This is a genomic window from Mesorhizobium sp. B2-3-4 (genome assembly GCF_006442315.1).
Taxonomy (GTDB): Bacteria; Pseudomonadota; Alphaproteobacteria; order Rhizobiales; family Rhizobiaceae; genus Mesorhizobium.
The window spans coordinates 1-17,912 of sequence record NZ_VFVY01000019.1 but is presented as its reverse complement, the minus strand read 5'-3'; the positions used below and the strand labels follow the sequence as shown (position 1 = coordinate 17,912).

The 17,912-nt window shown below is 63.3% G+C and carries 20 protein-coding genes; 14 read left to right on the top strand and 6 right to left on the bottom strand.

Annotated features, from left to right (window positions below; genetic code table 11):
* Nucleotides 1–16: 16 nt before the first annotated feature.
* The 7 genes from FJ967_RS24725 (at nt 17) to recJ (ending at nt 7,017) form a co-directional block, all read left to right on the top strand.
* Nucleotides 17–403, top strand: coding sequence for a hypothetical protein (locus FJ967_RS24725; protein WP_140734705.1), 387 nt, complete (start codon nt 17–19; stop codon nt 401–403).
* A gap of 61 nt (nt 404–464) precedes the next feature.
* Complete coding sequence (locus tag FJ967_RS24720) at nt 465–1,682, top strand: LL-diaminopimelate aminotransferase (protein WP_140734703.1); 1,218 nt, start codon at nt 465–467, stop codon at nt 1,680–1,682.
* Nucleotides 1,683–1,720: 38 nt separating this feature from the next.
* Complete coding sequence (locus FJ967_RS24715; protein WP_140734701.1) at nt 1,721–3,034, top strand: homoserine dehydrogenase; 1,314 nt, start codon at nt 1,721–1,723, stop codon at nt 3,032–3,034.
* A gap of 120 nt (nt 3,035–3,154) precedes the next feature.
* Entirely contained in the window at nt 3,155–3,511 is a 357-nt protein-coding gene (locus FJ967_RS24710; protein WP_140734699.1) for a hypothetical protein, read from the top strand.
* Nucleotides 3,512–3,580: 69 nt separating this feature from the next.
* Nucleotides 3,581–3,748, top strand: a complete 168-nt coding sequence (locus FJ967_RS24705) for a Thivi_2564 family membrane protein (RefSeq protein ID WP_081295122.1) — start codon at nt 3,581–3,583, stop codon at nt 3,746–3,748.
* A gap of 203 nt (nt 3,749–3,951) precedes the next feature.
* The gene (gene glpX, locus FJ967_RS24700) at nt 3,952–4,935 is read left to right on the top strand and encodes a class II fructose-bisphosphatase (RefSeq protein WP_140734935.1); all 984 of its coding nucleotides are present in this window, start codon (nt 3,952–3,954) and stop codon (nt 4,933–4,935) included.
* 300 nt (nt 4,936–5,235) lie between these two features.
* Nucleotides 5,236–7,017: a single-stranded-DNA-specific exonuclease RecJ gene (gene recJ / locus FJ967_RS24695; protein WP_140734697.1), complete on the top strand. Its 1,782-nt coding sequence runs from the start codon at nt 5,236–5,238 to the stop codon at nt 7,015–7,017.
* 20 nt (nt 7,018–7,037) lie between these two features.
* On the opposite strand, the gene FJ967_RS24690 is transcribed toward recJ, so the two are convergent.
* The 4 genes from FJ967_RS24690 to folE form a co-directional block, all read right to left on the bottom strand.
* Nucleotides 7,038–7,595 carry a dihydrofolate reductase family protein gene (locus FJ967_RS24690; RefSeq protein WP_140734695.1) on the bottom strand — a complete coding sequence of 186 codons (558 nt, stop codon included), beginning with the start codon at nt 7,593–7,595 and terminating at the stop codon, nt 7,038–7,040.
* 144 nt (nt 7,596–7,739) lie between these two features.
* Nucleotides 7,740–8,711, bottom strand: coding sequence for a patatin family protein (locus FJ967_RS24685; protein ID WP_140734693.1), 972 nt, complete (start codon nt 8,709–8,711; stop codon nt 7,740–7,742).
* Between the two features lie 84 nt (nt 8,712–8,795).
* Nucleotides 8,796–9,257: a phosphoribosyl-AMP cyclohydrolase gene (gene hisI, locus FJ967_RS24680; protein ID WP_140734691.1), complete on the bottom strand. Its 462-nt coding sequence runs from the start codon at nt 9,255–9,257 to the stop codon at nt 8,796–8,798.
* Nucleotides 9,258–9,300: 43 nt separating this feature from the next.
* Nucleotides 9,301–9,933: a GTP cyclohydrolase I FolE gene (gene folE, locus FJ967_RS24675; RefSeq protein WP_140734689.1), complete on the bottom strand. Its 633-nt coding sequence runs from the start codon at nt 9,931–9,933 to the stop codon at nt 9,301–9,303.
* Between the two features lie 241 nt (nt 9,934–10,174).
* Between folE and FJ967_RS24670 the strand changes: the two genes are divergently transcribed.
* Nucleotides 10,175–10,621 carry an iron-sulfur cluster assembly scaffold protein gene (locus FJ967_RS24670; protein WP_140734687.1) on the top strand — a complete coding sequence of 149 codons (447 nt, stop codon included), beginning with the start codon at nt 10,175–10,177 and terminating at the stop codon, nt 10,619–10,621.
* Nucleotides 10,618–11,103 (top strand): cell envelope integrity protein TolA, encoded by a 486-nt coding sequence (locus FJ967_RS24665; RefSeq protein WP_140734686.1) that lies wholly within the window; start codon nt 10,618–10,620, stop codon nt 11,101–11,103. The genes FJ967_RS24670 and FJ967_RS24665 overlap by 4 nt, the downstream gene beginning before the upstream one ends.
* Nucleotides 11,104–11,126: 23 nt before the next feature.
* Here the strand turns inward: FJ967_RS24665 and FJ967_RS24660 are convergent, their stop codons facing one another.
* Nucleotides 11,127–12,044 (bottom strand): LysR substrate-binding domain-containing protein, encoded by a 918-nt coding sequence (locus FJ967_RS24660; RefSeq protein WP_140734684.1) that lies wholly within the window; start codon nt 12,042–12,044, stop codon nt 11,127–11,129.
* A 91-nt stretch (nt 12,045–12,135) separates the two neighbouring features.
* Here FJ967_RS24660 and FJ967_RS33500 point away from each other — a divergent pair, with 91 nt between their 5' ends.
* The 3 genes from FJ967_RS33500 (at nt 12,136) to blaOXA (ending at nt 13,692) form a co-directional block, all read left to right on the top strand.
* Complete coding sequence (locus tag FJ967_RS33500) at nt 12,136–12,294, top strand: hypothetical protein (RefSeq protein ID WP_181176131.1); 159 nt, start codon at nt 12,136–12,138, stop codon at nt 12,292–12,294.
* Between the two features lie 70 nt (nt 12,295–12,364).
* On the top strand, nt 12,365–12,736 hold the full coding sequence (yidD, locus tag FJ967_RS24655; protein WP_140734682.1) for a membrane protein insertion efficiency factor YidD: 372 nt from the start codon (nt 12,365–12,367) through the stop codon (nt 12,734–12,736).
* A gap of 137 nt (nt 12,737–12,873) precedes the next feature.
* Nucleotides 12,874–13,692 carry a class D beta-lactamase gene (gene blaOXA / locus FJ967_RS24650; protein WP_140734680.1) on the top strand — a complete coding sequence of 273 codons (819 nt, stop codon included), beginning with the start codon at nt 12,874–12,876 and terminating at the stop codon, nt 13,690–13,692.
* A gap of 37 nt (nt 13,693–13,729) precedes the next feature.
* On the opposite strand, the gene FJ967_RS24645 is transcribed toward blaOXA, so the two are convergent.
* Nucleotides 13,730–14,566 carry an SAM-dependent methyltransferase gene (locus FJ967_RS24645; protein WP_140734678.1) on the bottom strand — a complete coding sequence of 279 codons (837 nt, stop codon included), beginning with the start codon at nt 14,564–14,566 and terminating at the stop codon, nt 13,730–13,732.
* Nucleotides 14,567–14,831: 265 nt separating this feature from the next.
* Between FJ967_RS24645 and thrS the strand changes: the two genes are divergently transcribed.
* Together thrS and FJ967_RS24635 are read left to right on the top strand one after the other, a co-directional pair.
* Nucleotides 14,832–16,808, top strand: a complete 1,977-nt coding sequence (gene thrS, locus FJ967_RS24640) for a threonine--tRNA ligase (RefSeq protein WP_140734676.1) — start codon at nt 14,832–14,834, stop codon at nt 16,806–16,808.
* Nucleotides 16,809–16,893: 85 nt separating this feature from the next.
* Nucleotides 16,894–17,832, top strand: coding sequence for a GNAT family N-acetyltransferase (locus FJ967_RS24635; protein ID WP_140734674.1), 939 nt, complete (start codon nt 16,894–16,896; stop codon nt 17,830–17,832).
* Nucleotides 17,833–17,912: the final 80 nt, after the last annotated feature.

Here is a 17,912-nt window from a genome sequence, read left to right as displayed (position 1 = left end):
CTGCCAAGGAAACAATATGACGATTAAGTTTGGCGAGACTGTTTTTTTCGGTGCCGGCCATTTTTGCCGCATCGGCGCGGCGCTCCTGTTCGTGGCTGTTGCCGGATGCTCGAGCACCAATACAGGCGGTCCGGTGCCGATGGCCTCCGACGCGGGCCCGAAGGACACCGGCACCTTCCCGAACCTCAACATCCCGCCGCAAGTGGCGAACAAGCAATTCACGGAAGCCGAGCGAAATGCCAAGCTCGCCGAACTCAAGGCCGACAAGAGCCGGCAGGGCGCCAAGAGCGGCGGCGTCACCAGTCAGGCGGCGCTGACCGATCTCGCCAAGAAGCATGGTCCGCAGACGCTGCAGCAGATCGAAGGCAAATGCGACCCCGCCCTCGACCCTACCTGCAAATGAGTATATAGGGCGCGCCCAACGCCCTTATATATCCGGGCCCCCTTTGCTGTCTGGAACTGCCATGGAAGAATTTCACAAGGTCCGCCGGCTTCCGCCTTACGTGTTCGAGCAGGTCAACCGGCTCAAGGCCAGTGCCCGTTCGCGCGGCGCCGATATCGTCGACCTTGGCATGGGCAATCCGGATCTGCCGACGCCCAAGGCCATCGTCGACAAATTGTGCGAGGTCGTGCGCGATCCGCGTACGCACCGCTATTCCTCCTCGCGCGGCATTCCCGGCCTGCGCCGCGCCCAGGCCAACTATTACGCCCGCCGCTTCGGCGTGAAGCTCAATCCCGACACGCAAGTGGTGGCGACCCTTGGCTCCAAGGAAGGTTTCGCCAACATGGCGCAGGCGATCACCGCGCCCGGCGACGTGATCCTGTGCCCAAACCCGACCTATCCGATCCACGCTTTCGGCTTCATCATGTCGGGCGGCGTCATCCGCTCGCTGCAGGTCGAGCCCGATGACGGCTTCATCCCGGCGGTCGAGCGCGGCATCCGGCATTCGATCCCGAAGCCGCTGGCGCTTATCCTCAACTACCCGTCGAACCCGACGGCGCTGGTCGCATCGCTCGATTTCTACAAGGACGTGGTCGCCTTCGCGAAGAAGAACGACATCATCATCCTGTCCGACCTTGCCTATTCTGAAATCTATTTCGACGGCAATCCGCCGCCTTCCGTGCTGCAGGTTCCGGGCGCCATCGATGTCTGCGTCGAGTTCACCTCGATGTCGAAGACCTTCTCCATGCCCGGCTGGCGCATGGGGTTCGCGGTTGGCAATGAGCGGCTGATCTCGGCGCTGACCCGGGTCAAGTCCTATCTCGACTATGGTGCCTTCACCCCGATCCAGGTGGCGGCCGCGCACGCGCTCAATGGCGACGGCGCCGACATCGCCGAGGTGCGCGACATCTATCACAAGCGCCGCGACGTGATGGTCGATGCCTTCGGGCGCGCCGGATGGACCATTCCGGCGCCGGCGGCATCGATGTTCGCCTGGGCGCCGATCCCCGAGCCGTTCCGGCATCTGGGATCGCTCGAATTCTCCAAGCTGCTCATCGAGCATGCCGACGTGGCAGTGGCGCCGGGTGTCGGCTTCGGCGAGCATGGCGATGATTTCGTGCGCGTGGCGCTGGTCGAGAACGAGCACCGGATTCGCCAGGCGGCGCGCAACATCAAGCGCTTCCTGTCGACCAGCGCCAAGCAGCCCAACAATGTGGTGCCGCTTTCCGCCCACCGGTAAGTACAATTTCGATCTGACTTGAGGGACGTCGCCTTTCCATGGCTGAAGCATTGCGTGTTGGAATTGCCGGTCTTGGCACGGTCGGCGCATCGGTGGCGCGCGTGCTGCGCGACAAGGCGGCGGAACTGACCCGCCAATGCGGTCGCGACATCATCGTGTCGGCGGTCTCGGCCCGCGACCGCAAGCGCGACCGCGGCATCGATCTCAGCGGCGCGACATGGTTCGACGACCCGGTGAAGATGGCGCAGACCGCCGAGATCGACGTTTTCGTCGAGCTTATAGGTGGCGACGAGGGGCCGGCGCGGGCCTCGGTCAAGGCCGCCCTCGAAGCCGGCCGCCATGTCGTCACCGCCAACAAGGCGCTGCTTGCCAAGCACGGCGTGGCGCTTGCCGAGATCGCCGAGAAGAAGGGCGTGCTGCTCAACTACGAGGCTGCGGTTGCCGGCGGCATTCCCGTCATCAAGACCATGCGCGAAGCGATGGCCGGCAACTCGGTCACCCGCGTGTTCGGCATTCTCAACGGCACCTGCAACTATATCCTGACGCGCATGGAAGCCGAGGGCGTCTCCTTCGACGTCGTGCTGAAGGACGCGCAGCGGCTGGGTTATGCCGAAGCCGATCCGACCTTCGACATCGAGGGCCATGACACCGCGCACAAGCTGTCGATCCTGACCAGCCTTGCCTTCGGCACCAAGATCGCGGCCAACGACATCTACATGGAAGGCATTTCCAACATCACCCAGGCCGACATCCGCGCGGCTGGCGATCTCGGCTACCGGATCAAGCTGCTCGGCGTCGCCCAGCGCACCGAAAGCGGCATCGAGCAGCGCGTGCACCCAACCATGGTGCCGACGGCTTCGGTCATCGCACAGGTTCATGGCGTGACCAATGCGGTGGCCATCGAGACCGATATCCTGGGCGAACTGCTGCTTTCCGGCCCAGGCGCGGGCGGCAATGCCACCGCCTCGGCAGTCATCGGCGACGTCGCCGACATCGCCAAGAGCCGGCCGGGCTTCCAGCACGGTCCGGTCTTCGGCCGGCCGGCGAAGGAGTTGAAGCCTTACAAGAAGGCGCAGATGCGCAGCCATGCGGGCGGCTACTTCATCCGGCTGACCGTGCATGATCGCATCGGCGTGTTCGCGGCGATCGCCAAGCGCATGGCCGACAACGATATCTCGCTGGAATCGATCGTCCAGCACGCGGTCAGCGGCGAGGCGGTGGCGCAGAAGACCGTGATCCTCGTCACCCACGAAACGACAGAGGCCGCCGTGCGCAAGGCTGTCGACGGCATCACCAAGGACGGCCATCTGACCGACAAGCCGCAGGTCATCCGCATCGAGCGGGCAGGGTAGCAGGCACCAGGGATCCGGCGGGCTTCACCACTGCCGGCGCATTTCGGTTCGGTGAGGATGTATCGGAACGAATTCGAGCCGGCGCCGTTCTCTTGGGCAGCAACCAAGGGAGCCTGCTTCATGGCCGATACCAACAAATCCGACAGCCCTGGCATTGATGACATCCAGAAGACGCTGGAAAAGCAGATCGCCGACCTGCGCAAGGAGATCACCAAGATCAACAAGAGCATTGCGGCACGCAGCGCGGAAATGCTCGACGATGCCAGCGAACAGGCATCGGATTTCTACGACACAGCCGCTTCCCGTGCCTCGCGGACGGCGCAGCAGTTGCGCAGCCAGGCGCAGGCGGTGTCGGAAGTCGCTCGCGAAAATCCAGGCACCACGACCGCCGTGGTTGGCGTGATCGGCCTGCTCGGCTTTCTCGCCGGCATTGCCGTCGGCCAGTCGATGAACGACACGTCGCGCCGCTGGTATTGACAGCGCCGGACTGGAGCCGGCGTCGCCGGCTCATCTCCCGTTTCAGGACATCATTCGAAGGAGGGCATCATGGCTTCGTCCGTGTTGATCGGCATTCTGATCACGTTTCTGGTCATCATTCTTGTTCTCTATCTTGTGCAACGACTGCCGCTCGACGCCAGGATGAGGCAGATCGTGCAGATCATCGTCATCATCATCGGCATCATTTCGCTGCTTAAATACCTGGCGGTCTTCTAACTCGCGAAGGGGCAGTAACTCTGCGTTTCATACCGGTCCGGTGTTTCTCAAGCCGGGCCGGAATAATTTTAGGAACGCTGTTCAATCGATTGATATTGCTATCCTTTCGATAAAACCGGCGGCAGGTCTTGCCGTTGTCATGCTCGTTTGACAAAACAAGCGCGCCTCCGGCGGGAGGCGGCATGAAACGAGGATTTGCCGAAATGAATGTGGCCCAGAATATCGTCGCCGGCCTTGACCGGATACTCACCATGGAACTTGTGCGCGTCATCGAACGGGCCGCGGTGGCGGCCGCCAGGCTGCGTGGACGCGGAGACGAAAAGGCCGCCGACCAGGTCGCCGTCGATGCGATGCGCCAGGAACTCAACCGGCTTGCGATCAAGGGCACGGTGGTGATCGGCGAGGGCGAGCGGGACGAGGCCCCGATGCTTTATATCGGCGAGGAGGTCGGCACCGGCAAAGGCCCGGCCGTCGATATCGCGCTCGATCCGCTCGAAGGCACGACGATCTGCGCCAAGAACCTGCCGAACGCGCTCGCCGTGATTGCGATCGCCGAGAAGGGAAGCCTGCTTTTCGCGCCTGATGTCTACATGGACAAGATCGCGGTTGGCCCCGGCTACGCCGAGGGCGTCATCGACATCGATGCCTCGCCGGCCGACAACATTGCCAGCCTTGCTAAAGCCAAGGGCGTCGCGGTGTCCGACATCGCGGCCTGTATCCTCGACCGGCCGCGCCATGCCAAGCTGATCGAAGCGGTGCGCGCCACGGGGGCCGCAATCCGGCTGATCGGTGACGGTGACGTCGCCGGCGTCATCCACACCACGGATCCGGAGGAAACCGGCATCGACATCTATCTCGGCACCGGAGGCGCGCCGGAAGGCGTTCTGGCCGCGGCGGCGTTGCGCTGCACCGGCGGCCAGATGCAGGGCAGGCTGATCCTCGATACGCCCGAGAAGATCGCCCGTGCGGCGAAGATGGGCATTGCCGATCCGAAGCGGATCTACCACGCGGAAGACATGGCGCGCGGCGACGTTTTGTTCGCGGCCACCGGTGTAACCGACGGCAACATGCTGGCCGGCGTCAAGTTCGGCCGCACCACTATCACCACGCATACGATCGTGCTGCGCTCCTCGTCGCGGACCGTGCGGGAGATCAAGGCCCGGCACCAGGATCTGGATAAGTTCTAGACCTGCTTGCGAAGCCGAGCCGCAGTTGTTAGCCATCCAGCTGCCTGCGATGGTGGCAGGGGTTTAACGACGAGGCCTCCCGACCGGCAGGCGGCCCTGTTTGCAGGGGCGGCATGCCATGGTCCGGGTGCAAGGCTGAAGGGCGGAAAGCGTAGTTTTTCTTGAAGTCTCCCGCGATGCGAAGATCGGTGAATCGCCTGGCTTTGCCGGCCTTTGTTCGTGCATGTCGTCATCCAAAACCGCTGCACACTTTTGCGCGACATGCATTATCCTGCCGCCAACCATGAGTTGGCAAAGCGCATGACGGGCGAAAGGCGCCTTTTCCTCGATGTCAGGCAGTCGGCTACCGGCCTCTCCTGGGAGCACCGGCTGTCTGAACGGCAGGACATGATCGCGCTTGCCATCGCGCAGGGCCATGGTGTGCCCGACATCGTCGCCCGCGTCCTTGCCGGACGCGGAGTCAGCGCCGAGCAGACCGAGCGGTTTCTCGATCCGACGATCCGCGACCTGCTGCCCAACCCGGCATCGCTGACCGACATGGACAAGGCGGCCATCCGCATCGCCACCGCCGTCGTGGCCCGGGAAAAGGTAGCGATCTTCGGCGACTACGATGTCGACGGCGCCGCCTCTTCGGCTCTCTTGAAACGGTTCCTGGCGCATTTCTCAGTGCCTTCGGAAATCTATATCCCGGACCGCATCTTCGAGGGCTACGGGCCCAATCCCGATGCCATGCGCGAACTGGTCTCGCGCGGCGCGACGCTGATCGTCACCGTGGATTGCGGCACCAACAGCGCCGTTTCCATCGAGGCGGCCAAGGAGGCGGGGGCCGATGTCGTGGTGCTGGACCATCACCAGGTGGGCGGCGCGTTGCCGGCGGCGCATGCAGTGGTCAATCCAAATCGCGACGACGACCTTTCCGGGCAGGGTCATCTCTGCGCCGCCGGTGTGGTCTTTCTCGCTCTGGTGCAAACCGCGAAGGTCCTGCGCGGAATGACCGACGCCCCCCAGCCGGACCTGCTTTCGCTACTCGATCTCGTGGCGCTTGCCACCGTCTGCGACGTGGTGCCGCTCACCGGCGTCAATCGCGCCTTCGTCGTCAAGGGCCTGCAGGTGGCGCGCCAGCAGAAGAACGAAGGGATGGCCGCCCTTGCGCGGGTGTCGCGCATCGGCGAGCCGATCGGCACCTTCCATCTCTCCTATCTGATCGGCCCGCGCATCAATGCGGGCGGGCGCATCGGCGATGCCGCGCTCGGCAGCCGCCTGCTTGCGACCGACGATCCGGTCGAAGCGCAGACCATCGCCGAGACGCTCGACCGGCTGAACCAGGAGCGGCAGCAGATGGAGCAGGAGATGCTCGCCGCGGCGCGCGCCGAGGCCGATGCCGAGCTCGCGGGCGGCAGCGGTCCGGCGATCGTCGTCACCGCCAGCAACAACTGGCATCCCGGCATTGTCGGCCTGCTTGCTTCACGGCTGAAGGACCACGCAAGGCGACCGGCTTTCGCCATCGCCTTCAACGCCGTGGGCATCGGCACCGGTTCGGGCCGTTCCGTGTCTGGCTTCGATCTCGGCCGGCTGGTGCGCGAAGCCGCCGATGCCGGCCTCATCGTCAAGGGCGGCGGCCATGGTATGGCGGCCGGCATCACCGTCGAGCGTGCAAGGTTGGGCGAACTCAGGGCCTTCTTCGAGGAGCGGGCGGCGGCGGACGTTTTCCGCTTGCAGGATGAGGAAAGCCTGGCGATCGATGGCGCGCTTGCCGCCGAGGGTGCGACGCTCGGCCTGCTCGACGCGCTGGAGAAGGCCGGCCCTTTCGGCGCCGGGCATGTCGCGCCGGTCTTCGCCCTGCCACGCCATCGGCTGGTCGACATCAGGCCGGTCGGCACCAACCATATTCGCGCCGATTTGCAGTCGGAGAGCGGCGGCCGCATCCAGGCGATAGCGTTTCGCGCCGTCGACACCGTGCTCGGCGAATTCCTGTTCAAGAACCGGGGCAAGACGGTGCATGTCGCCGGCTCACTGTCGGGCAATTACTGGAATGGCAACCGCACGGTCCAGTTCCGCATCATCGACGCCGCGCGGGCGTAGCCGCACCGTAATCAGGCAATTCAGCCGGCCGGCGCATAACGCAGCAGCGTGACACCCTGGGCGAGGCTTTGCGTGCCAAGCGGTTTCAGCGCCAGCGAGAGGCCGGACTGAAAATATGGCTTGCCGCCGCCCAGCACGACGGGATGCATGTAGAGCCGGTATTCGTCGATGAGGCCGGCGCGCGCCAGGGAGGCGGCAAGATCGGCGCCGCCGAGGATGACGGGGCCGCCGGCCTGTGCCTTGAGAGCTGTTAACGTGTTGCCGACGTCGCCACTCACCAGCCGGGCATTGGGACCGACCTGCCGGAGCGTGGTCGAAAAAACGATCTTCGGTGTTTCGCGCCATGCCCGGGCAAAATCCCGCTCGACCTCGGTGTCGCCGGTCTCGCGCTCAGGGCTGTCCCAGAAGCGCATCATCTCGTACATGCGGCGTCCGGCGAGCACGGCGGAGGCCTCTCTCATCATGTCGTTGAAATGCTGGTGCAGTTCCGCTTCGGGCACCGGCAAGCCGATGTCCTCGTCCGATTGCGCGATATAGCCATCCAGCGACGTCAGCATGGAATAGATTATTTCAGCCATCGGTGCCTCCATTCGATTCTCAGCAGACGACCATAACCAATTGCAATTTGCAATCGGTTTGTCGAGAGGCTGACGGAACTGGGACGATACTTCGTGGCTCCGCTGCGGGCGGAACGCATAAACCTTATCGAAGGGAGTGCCAGCTCAGGCCAGAACCGTCTGCAGCCGGGTCAGTTCGCCGATCTGCGCCATCGTCGCCTGGTAGCCGAGCTGGATCGCCTCGTCGGCACGATGGAATTCGGTCAGGCCGATATGGCTGAGCTTGGGCTGCAGTGACATGTCTGGCGGATCGCCGGCAAGTCTGGCGCGAGAAATACGGTCCTGGATGATATTGAAGGCTTCGACCATGACGCCGGTGATGCCGAGGCGCGTCTGGTGCGGCTGGTGTTCGCCGCCAGCCTGGCCAGGCCTTGGCGCATCCTTTTCGACGACCAGCTCGCCGGCACTGTGCTTGATCACGGCGGCGCGACCGAACAGATCGTAGTGAAGATTGACCGCCACGACGAGCGGTTGCTCATAGGCGCGGCAGACCGAAACCGGCACAGGATTGACCAGCGCGCCATCGACCAGCACGCGACCGTTGCAATCGACCGGTTCGAACACGCCAGGCAGCGCGTAGGATGCACGCATGGCGGTGATGAGGGAGCCGCTCGACAGCCAGATCTCGTGGCCGGTGCGGATTTCCGAGGCGACGCAGACGAACGGCTTGGGCAGGTCCTCGAAACGGACGCCGGCAACGTGCTCGCGCAATCGAGCATCCAGTTTCATGCCGCCGAAGAGGCCGCTGCCGCGCAGATTGAGATCGAGCAGGCCGAAGATGCGGCGTCTGGTAAGGCTGCGGGCGAACTCTTCCAGCTCATCCAGTTTGCCGGCGAGGTAACAGCCGCCGACCAAGGCGCCGATCGAGGTGCCGGCGATCATGGAGACTTCGATGCCGGCTTCATCGAGCGCGCGCAACACGCCGATATGAGCCCAGCCTCTGGCGCAACCGCCGCCCAAGGCAAGCGAAATACCTGTTTTCCTGGGAGATTTCGTTTCGGATGCGCCTCCGGCCGAGGACAGGCCGTTGGCCTCCCTGACATCTGGTCTGTTACGCAATGACGCCCATTCGAGCATCACGATCTCCCTTGTCCCACGGCTAATATACGGATGGGCCGTATCGAAATGATGAATCTGAGTGGTCGGTGTGAGGCAGAAGGTTCAAGACGATGGCTTCCGATACGTGATTTCCGCATCGAACAGCGGCTTGCTGCCATCGTCGGCAAGGGTCGCCTTGCCGTCGGTCAGCCCCACCGTCCGATAAAAGCAGGAACGCCGGCCGGTGTGACAGGTTGCGTCGTGGCCCAACACTTTCACGCGAAGCCACAATGCGTCCTGGTCACAATCCGTGAGCATTTCGACGACATGCTGGAGATTGCCCGAGGTTTCGCCCTTCTTCCAGAGCATGTCGCGCGAGCGTGACCAGTAATGCGCGACGCCCGTCTCGAGCGTCAGCGCCAGCGCCTGGGCATTCATATGCGCGACCATCAGCAGCATGCCGTCGGCGGCATCGGTGACGACGACGGTGACGAGGCCCGCGGCGTCGAAGCGCGGCGAGAACACCGCGCCATCTTCCAGCATCTTCTTGTCCGAGGGAGATTTTGGAAATTCCAGTGCCGACATATCAGGTCTATTTTCCTTTTGACCGTGATGCCGGCGAGGGGCTTCAGGCCCCGCCGCGCACCATGGTGACGAAACGAACCTGTTCCTCGGGCGTGTCCTTGAAGACGCCGGTGAAGGTCGAGGTCAGCGTGGTTGAACCCTGCTTGCGGATGCCGCGCATGGCCATGCACATGTGCTCGGCCTCGATCATGACGGCGACGCCGCGCGGATTGAGCACGTCCTGGATGACGCCGGCGATCTGCGCTGTCATGGCTTCCTGCGTCTGCAGGCGATGGGCGAAGATATCGACGACGCGTGCGATCTTGGACAGGCCGACGACCTTGCCGTCGGGCAGGTATCCGACATGCGCCTTGCCGATGATCGGCACCATGTGGTGCTCGCAATGCGAGTGGAACTGGATGTCCCTGACGATGACCAGATCATCGTAGCCAGCAACCTCCTCGAAGGTGCGGCCGAGTTCCTCCGCCGGGCACATGTCGTAGCCGCCGAACATTTCACGGTAGGCCTTGGCGACGCGCTTGGGGGTGTCGATGAGACCCTCGCGATCCGGATTGTCGCCGGTCCAGCGCAAAAGCGTGCGCACGGCGGCCTCGACCTCGGCTTCGCTCGGACGGTCAGTGACCGGCTTTTCCATATAGGCGGACTGGGGCATGAGTTTCTTGATGACGGCATCCATAAAAGGCGTCTCCCGTAGTTCCTCTCACAGGAGGAACGAGTTGAACGGACCACGACCTTCGGCGTCGGAAACTCGCCCCGTTTCCAGCCCCGTAAGCGGCGTGAACAATTTTGGCAAGGACACGCGGTTTTCGTCGCCTTGTCGATGCCGGACTGCCAGCATTATATAAGGGCGTGGCGAGCGAAAGGAAGACGCGTCAGCGGCAATCGCTGTTCGCTTGGCGGCGACGGATTGGAAAATAATGATCAACGACGTCTACAACGCGAAAATTCTCGGTTTTGCCGGAAACATCGCCCGCATCGGGCGGCTCGATCATCCCGACGCGACCGCGAAGGCGCATTCCAAGCTGTGTGGCTCGACTGTTACCGTCGACCTCAAGATGGAAGACGGCGTGGTCACAGATTTTGCCCATGACGTGAAGGCCTGCGCGCTCGGCCAGGCATCGTCCTCGATCATGGCGCAACATGTCGTTGGCGCCAGCGCCGAGGAATTGCGCGCGGTGCGCGAGACCATGCTGAAGATGCTGAAGGAGAACGGCCAGCCGCCACAAGGCCGCTTCGCCGACCTCAAATATCTGGAACCGGTGCGCGACTACAAAGCACGCCATGCCTCGACCATGCTGACTTTCGACGCCGTGATCGATGCCATCGGCCAGATCGAGAAGAAACGCGCCGAAGAAGCGGCGTGACGTTGCGATTTCACCTTTTCGCGATGCGGAGCCGCCCGCGACCCCGTTTTTTCCATGGATTGGTATTCGCCTGGAGTCTTGTCGGCGCGCTCGTCTTGAGTTGCGGCGTGAGCCGGGCCGACGTAGCTGTCACGCGCGATATCGGCGATTATCTGATGAAGGCCATCCAAGGCTGCTGGAACGTGCCTGCAGACACCACAAGCATCGCGCGCGTTCAAATCAGCCTGAACAAGGACGGATCGCTCGCCGGTCCGCCAAGGATTCTCGGTCCCGTGACTCCGCCGCGAGACCAGGTTGCAAGGGCTGCCGTGCGCGCGATCACACGTTGCGCGCCGTTCCCCGGACTGGTGCCCTATGCGGCCAGTTACGATTTGTGGCGCTCTGTCGTCCTCACATTCAACCCGGCAGAAGACCCGGCGGCGGGGCATCCGTCCATCGACTCCAAGGACCTCGATAAACTTCTCGAAAAGTACAAGAAGTAGCGCATTCCCGCCAGCGCAGAGGCTCAGGCCGAAGCCTTGAGGATCTGCCTGCTCTCAGCGAATTCGCGTCTTAGCCAATCGGCGAAGGCAGCGGCCGGTTCAGAGAGATCGTGCAAATCCCTGGCCACCAGCCAATAGGCGCCGGACGCGACGTCGATGTCGAACGGCTTGACCAGTGTTCCGGCCGCCAGTTCCTCGCCAATCTGCAGGAGATCGCCCAGCGCCACGCCGTGGCCAAGCAGCGCGGCCTGCTTCGACAGCGAGGCATCCGCCAGCATCGGGCCGCGCGCGGGCACGGTATCGGCGGGCACCCCAGCCGCCTCGAACCAGCGCGCCCAGCCCTGGCGGTTCTCCTCATGCAAAAGCGTGTAGCGGGCAAGGTCGGCGGGTGTCTCGAGGACCGGTCCCGACGAAAGCAGAACCGGCGACAGGACCGGCGAATCGACTGTCGAGGCCAGCCGCTCGGCCTCGGCGCGCGGCCATGAGGTGGCATGCGCGCTGAAGCGCAGGGCGAGTTCGGGCTGGTCGCCGCGGAACTCGATCAGCCTTGGGTCGACTTCGAGGGAAACGTCGATATCGGGTCGCAATTGCCGGAACCGGTTGAGCCTGGGCACCAGCCACACGGCGGCGAGCGAAGGTTCGACGCTGACCCGAACGACGGACTGTGCCGGCGTGGCGACGAGATCGCCGAGCAGGCTGTCGATCGCATCGAAACTCCTGACCAGTTGAGCAAGCAGCCGGCGGCCCGCATCCGTCAGTTCCACGCGGCGATGGTGCCGTTCGAAAAGCGGCTGGCGCAGGAAAGTTTCGAGTTCGCGGATCTGCCGGCTGATCGCGGCCTGCGAGACGAAAAGCTCCTCAGCGGCCTTGCTGAAACTCAGATGACGGCCGGCCGCCTCGAAGCTTCTCAGTGCCGTCAATGGCAGGCGTCCACGCTTCATTCGCATAACTCAGGATTATCCGAAGCGGAAATTATACTAGTTTGAAGGCGAAGGCCAGCGGCGGTCTAATCCAGGTCAAAGGAGACCAGCCATGATCCAGTTCCTGACCATTTTCGGTGATGTGATGCGGATCGCGACGTTTCAATGGCGCGACGAACGACGCGATGCAAGGCATCACGAAGAGTGGACCCGCCCTGATCAGCGGGCACCTTCGGCCGGCCGACGGCCATTTCGCCGCTCGCGTCCGTGACCGCAAGGCGAACGGCATTGCGTTCTCCGGTGCAAGCGCACATCTATCACCAGGAAACGCGGAGATCGCAGTGGGCGAGCACGGGCATGCGCATAGAGCCGGGGCGCCGAGGCGCGGCCGCAACTGGCCTGGCCCCTGGCGCAGGACGCCCGGCCGCTTGCTCGGCACGTCGTTCGTGCGGCTTTATCAACTGACGCTGTCCGGCTTCGTCGGCAATTCCTGCCGGCACTTGCCGACCTGTTCGGAATACGCGCATGAGGCGATCGCCCGGCACGGCCTTTGGGCCGGCGGCTGGATGGGCCTGTTCCGCGTGCTGCGCTGCGGTCCGTTCGGAACGCACGGCGTCGATCTCGTGCCGGAGTTGCTGGCGCCGGGCTACGCCTGGTTCATGCCATGGCGGTACTGGCGGATTGGCCGCAAGAGCAGCGAAGGGCAGGGATGAGAGCGCGGGCCGCGCCGCGCCGGTTAATGATCCGGTAGGGTTAACGCCAGCCTGCACAACAACTGCGCATTTGAGACAAAATCGAGACAAGAGACCTCGCTAAGCCCGCTCGCGAACCCATCTGAAGCGAGCATCCCATGCGTAACATCGACCGTCTTCCTTTCATCCTGGCCGGAGTCCTGTTCCTGCTTGCCTGGCTGCTGGGGTTCCCGTTGCGTGCGCAATCGGCGCCGCTTGGCGAGGTAAAATGCACGCTCATCGCCGATGCCCGGAGCGGCAAGACGCTTTATCAGGACGGCACCTGCGACCAGCGGTTCAGCCCGGCCTCGACATTCAAGGTGCCGCTTGCGCTGATCGGCTACGATGCCGGCATCCTCGCCGATCAACATACGCCGACATGGGACTATAAGCCCGAATTCAAGGCGGTGAAGCGCGACCAGAAATCGGTCGATCCGACGATCTGGGAGCGTGATTCCATCATCTGGTATTCGCGCGAGATCACCCGCCGGCTCGGCGGCGATAAGTTTGCCGGCTATGTATCAAAGTTCAACTACGGCAATTCAGACGTGTCAGGCAATCCCGGCAAGGATGATGGGCTGACGCACTCCTGGGTCAATTCCTCGCTGAAGATCACGCCGGTCGAACAGGTCGCGTTCCTGCGCCAGCTGCTTGCCGGCAAGATGCCGGTGTCGGCGAAGGCGCATGAAATGACGCGCGCCATCCTGCCGAGCTTCAAGGCTGGCGATTGGTCCGTCCAGGGCAAGACCGGCAGCACCAGGCTCGGCGAGGCCGGCAAGGACAAGCGTTCGCTCGGCTGGTTCGTCGGCTGGGCACAGAAAGACGGGCGCCAGATCGTGTTCGCCCGGCTGGTTGTCAACACGAAGCGGACCGACCTGCCGAAGGGTCTGGCGACGCGCGCCGAATTCCTGAAGGACCTGCCGGGGCTCGTGGACTGAGACGTCGGTCTTCGTGAAGCACGTTTCCTGAGTTGCTTCACACGCTTCGGCGTGCCCGGATGATGTGGCCACCGGCATTCTTCGCCGTTCCTTGTGGCGCGCCGGAGAAGCGATCGAAGATCTCGCCGCTCGCGAGGTCTTCGATGTCGTCGAAGCCGAGCTCGCGCAACGATTTCGCCAGGTCGGCGGGATCAAAGAAGCTGATCCATGGTTCCCCGACAGATGCGACGCGCGCCGCGTGAAAGGCCAGCGCGGCCCGTCCGGCGGCGTCGCGGTTCTCGACCGGTTCGCTATAGTCGAATACGACCTCCGAACCAGGGATGCCGGCAATCCAGGACAGCGTGTCGAAGATCGCAACCTTCGTCAGGTAGGGCACGACTCCCAGCCAGATGAAGACGCTCGGCCAGGTCGTTTGCAAACCCGCAATTGCCAGTTCTTGGGACAGGCTTTGCCGCTCGAAATTGATCGGTACGAATGTGGTGCCGGGTGGCTCGGCGAGACCGGCATCGGCGATGCATTTGCGCTTCCAGGCCTGCGTTGCAGGGTGGTCGACTTCGAACACTCCCAGGTCGGGATATGGGTTGCGCAGTGAAAACGTGTCGAGGCCGGCGCCAAGCACCACAAGTTGACGGACGCCGCGCCGCACCGCAGCGGCCAGCCAGTCCTCCGCCAGGCGAGCCCGCGCCGCAACGAACAGGCGCATGCGGCGGCTGCGCTCGTCTTCCTGCTCAAGCGCCTGCGCTACGGGGGCGGACGCGCCCAGAATCGCGATCGCGTAGGGATCGCGAAACAGGCCTGCCTGCGGCGAAAACTGATGGAGGGCCCTCATGCGTGCGACGCCGAAGGCGGTTCGGCTGGGTATAGCGTCTTCCATGTCGACAATTCCCGGCTATTGCGGCGATGTTCGGGGGCTGGGTGACGAGCCCGCGACGTCCGTGGCGATATTTCCTGGCGGCCAGATATCAGCGCTCTTTACCTCGGCCGGCAGTGCCTCTAAAACCCGCGCGCTGCCGTTTGTCCCTGTGATTGGCGCATCCGGCTTTACCTATGCATGTCTTGACCCCAAAACTGCCACACACTTTTGGGTGACATGCATTCAACCACCCGCGCTCGTTTGCGGGACTGGATAGGAGATAACCATGCTGAATTCCGTTTCCCTGACATTTCCCGATGGCTCTGTACGCGACTACGACGCTGCGATGACCGGCGCCGGCCTCGCCGAATCGATCTCGAAGTCGCTGGCCAAGAAGGCCGTGGCCTATGCCATCGACGGCACCGTGCGCGATCTCAGTGATCCGCTGGGCAAGTCCGGCAAGGTCGAGATTATCACCCGCGACGATGCGCGCGCGCTTGAGCTTATCCGCCACGATACCGCGCACGTGCTGGCCGAAGCGGTGCAGGAGATATGGCCGGGAACGCAGGTGACCATCGGGCCGGTGATCGAGAACGGATTCTATTACGACTTCGCCCGCAACGAGCCGTTCACGCCGGACGATTTCCCGATGATCGAGAAGAAGATGCGCGAGATCATCGCGCGCAACAAGCCGTTCACCAAGGAAGTCTGGTCGCGCGACAAGGCCAGACAAGTCTTCGCCGAGAAGGGCGAGCGCTACAAGCTTGAACTGATCGACGCCATTCCCGAGGACCAGGATCTCAAGATCTACGCCCAGGGCGACTGGTTCGATCTCTGCCGTGGACCGCATATGGCCTCGACGGGCCAGATCGGCAACGCCTTCAAGCTGATGAAGGTGGCCGGCGCATACTGGCGCGGCGATTCGAACAATCCGATGCTGACGCGCATCTACGGCACGGCCTGGGCCGACCAGGCGCAGCTCGAAGCCTACCAGACGATGCTGGAGGAGGCCGAGAAGCGCGACCACCGTAAGCTCGGCCGCGAGATGGACCTGTTCCACTTCCAGGAAGAGGGGCCGGGTGTCGTCTTCTGGCACGCCAAGGGCTGGAAGATGTTCCAGAACCTGGTCAACTACATGCGCCGCCGGCTCGACGAGCAGGGCTATCAGGAGGTCAACGCGCCCCAGGTGCTCGACAAGAGCCTGTGGGAGACCTCGGGCCACTGGGGCTGGTATCGCGACGCCATGTTCAAGGTGACAGTCGCCGGCGATGAAACCGATGACGACCGCATCTTCGCACTGAAGCCGATGAACTGCCCGGGTCACGTGCAGATTTTCAAGCATGGGCTGAAATCCTATCGCGACCTGCCGGTGAAGCTTGCTGAATTCGGCAATGTGCATCGCTACGAACCGTCGGGCGCGCTGCACGGGCTGATGCGCGTGCGCGGCTTCACGCAGGACGATGCCCATATCTTCTGCACCGAGGAGCAACTGGCGTCGGAATGCCTGCGCATCAACGATCTGATCCTGTCGACCTATGCCGATTTCGGTTTCGACGAAATCAGAGTCAAACTGTCGACACGGCCCGAAAAGCGCGTCGGCACGGATGAGGCCTGGGATCATGCCGAGGCGATCATGGGTGCCGTGCTGGAAACGATCAGGACGAGGTCCGGCAACCGCATCAAGACCTCGATCAACCCGGGCGAGGGCGCCTTCTACGGGCCGAAATTCGAATATGTGCTGAAGGATGCGATCGGCCGCGAATGGCAGTGCGGGACGACGCAGGTCGACTTCAACCTGCCGGAGCGTTTCGGCGCCTTCTACATCGGCTCGGATTCGGAAAAGAAGCAGCCGGTCATGGTGCACCGCGCCATCTGCGGTTCGATGGAGCGGTTCCTCGGCATCCTGATCGAGAACTATTCCGGCCATTTCCCGCTGTGGTTCGCGCCGCTGCAGGTGGTGGTGGCGACGATCACCTCGGACGCCGACGACTATGCCAACGAGGTGGTGGCGAAGCTGAAAGCCGCCGGCTTGCTGGCGGAAGCCGACCTGCGCAACGAGAAGATCAACTACAAGGTCCGCGAGCACTCGCTGGCCAAGGTGCCTGTCATCCTCGTCTGCGGCAAGCGTGAGGCCGAGGAGCAGACGGTGAACATGCGTCGGCTCGGCTCGCGCGACCAGGAATCGCTCGGCCTAGCCGACGCGATCGAGCGGCTGACCGAGGAAGCCGTCACGCCCGATCGCCGGCGCAAGCGCGCTGCCTGATCAGACATTTTCGCGACCGAATGGCGGTGGAGCGATCCACCGCCATTTTCATATCCCTGTCACGGCAACGTTGTAACGAACCCGGATGCTCAAGCTGAAATCGCGCGAACGACCATTCCCTGAGCTTTCCTACGCCAATCCGCGCCAGCCGGCGCTGACGCGCTGGGTCATCCATTCGATCGAGGGCCTGTCGGGCCGCGACCGCTTTGCCGCGCTCTATGATTTCTGGCGCCGCCAGGTGGTGCCGACGGGCGAGCGTATCTTCAGCCGCATGCTCGAACTCATCGACGTGCGTGTACAGAGCCCCGACCAGTGGCCCCCGGCGCGGTTGCCCGACACACCGCTGGTGATTGTCGCCAACCATCCGTTTGGCATTGGCGACGGTATTGCCGTGCTGTCGCTGGTCGAGCAGATGGGGCGGCCATTCCGGGTGATGATCCACAAGGATCTGCTCAAGATCCGCGAGATGGAACCCTATTCGCTGCCGATCGATTTTTCCGAAACCAAGGACGCGCTGAAGAACAACATGGCCGTGCGCCACGAGGCGGTGCGGCTTTTGAAAGAGGGCGTCACCATCGTGGTGTTTCCGGCCGGCGGCGTCGCCACCGCGCCCAAGGGTTTTGGCCGGGCGCGCGACCTGCCCTGGAAAATGTTTCCGGCGCGCCTGGTCCAGGACGCCAAGGCGTCGGTCATTCCGATGCATTTTTCCGGGCAGAATGGCAGGTTGTTCCACCTGGTCAGCGGGCCGATGAACATGGCCGAGCGCGACGGCCGCGTGGCAAAGTTCGTCGGCAAGGCTTCGCTGACGCTGCGCCTTTCAATGCTCATCCGCGAGTTCGCGCGGCTGTCCGGCAAGGCGATCGACGTTCGCGTCGGCGACGTGCTGAGCTGGAGCGAACTGGAGCCCTTGCGCGATCGCAAAGTATTGCTGGATCGTCTTTATCGCGGAGTGTTCGACCTGGCGCCGACGTTGCCGCGCCGCCGGATTCCCTTCTTGCCGGCGCGCACCAAGCTCGCCGCCTGAGGACTAGAGCGTTTCATGTTTTGACGGAAACGTAACCAGCGTTTTCGAAATAGTTCCTGCATTCGGCTGCCTCGATGGTT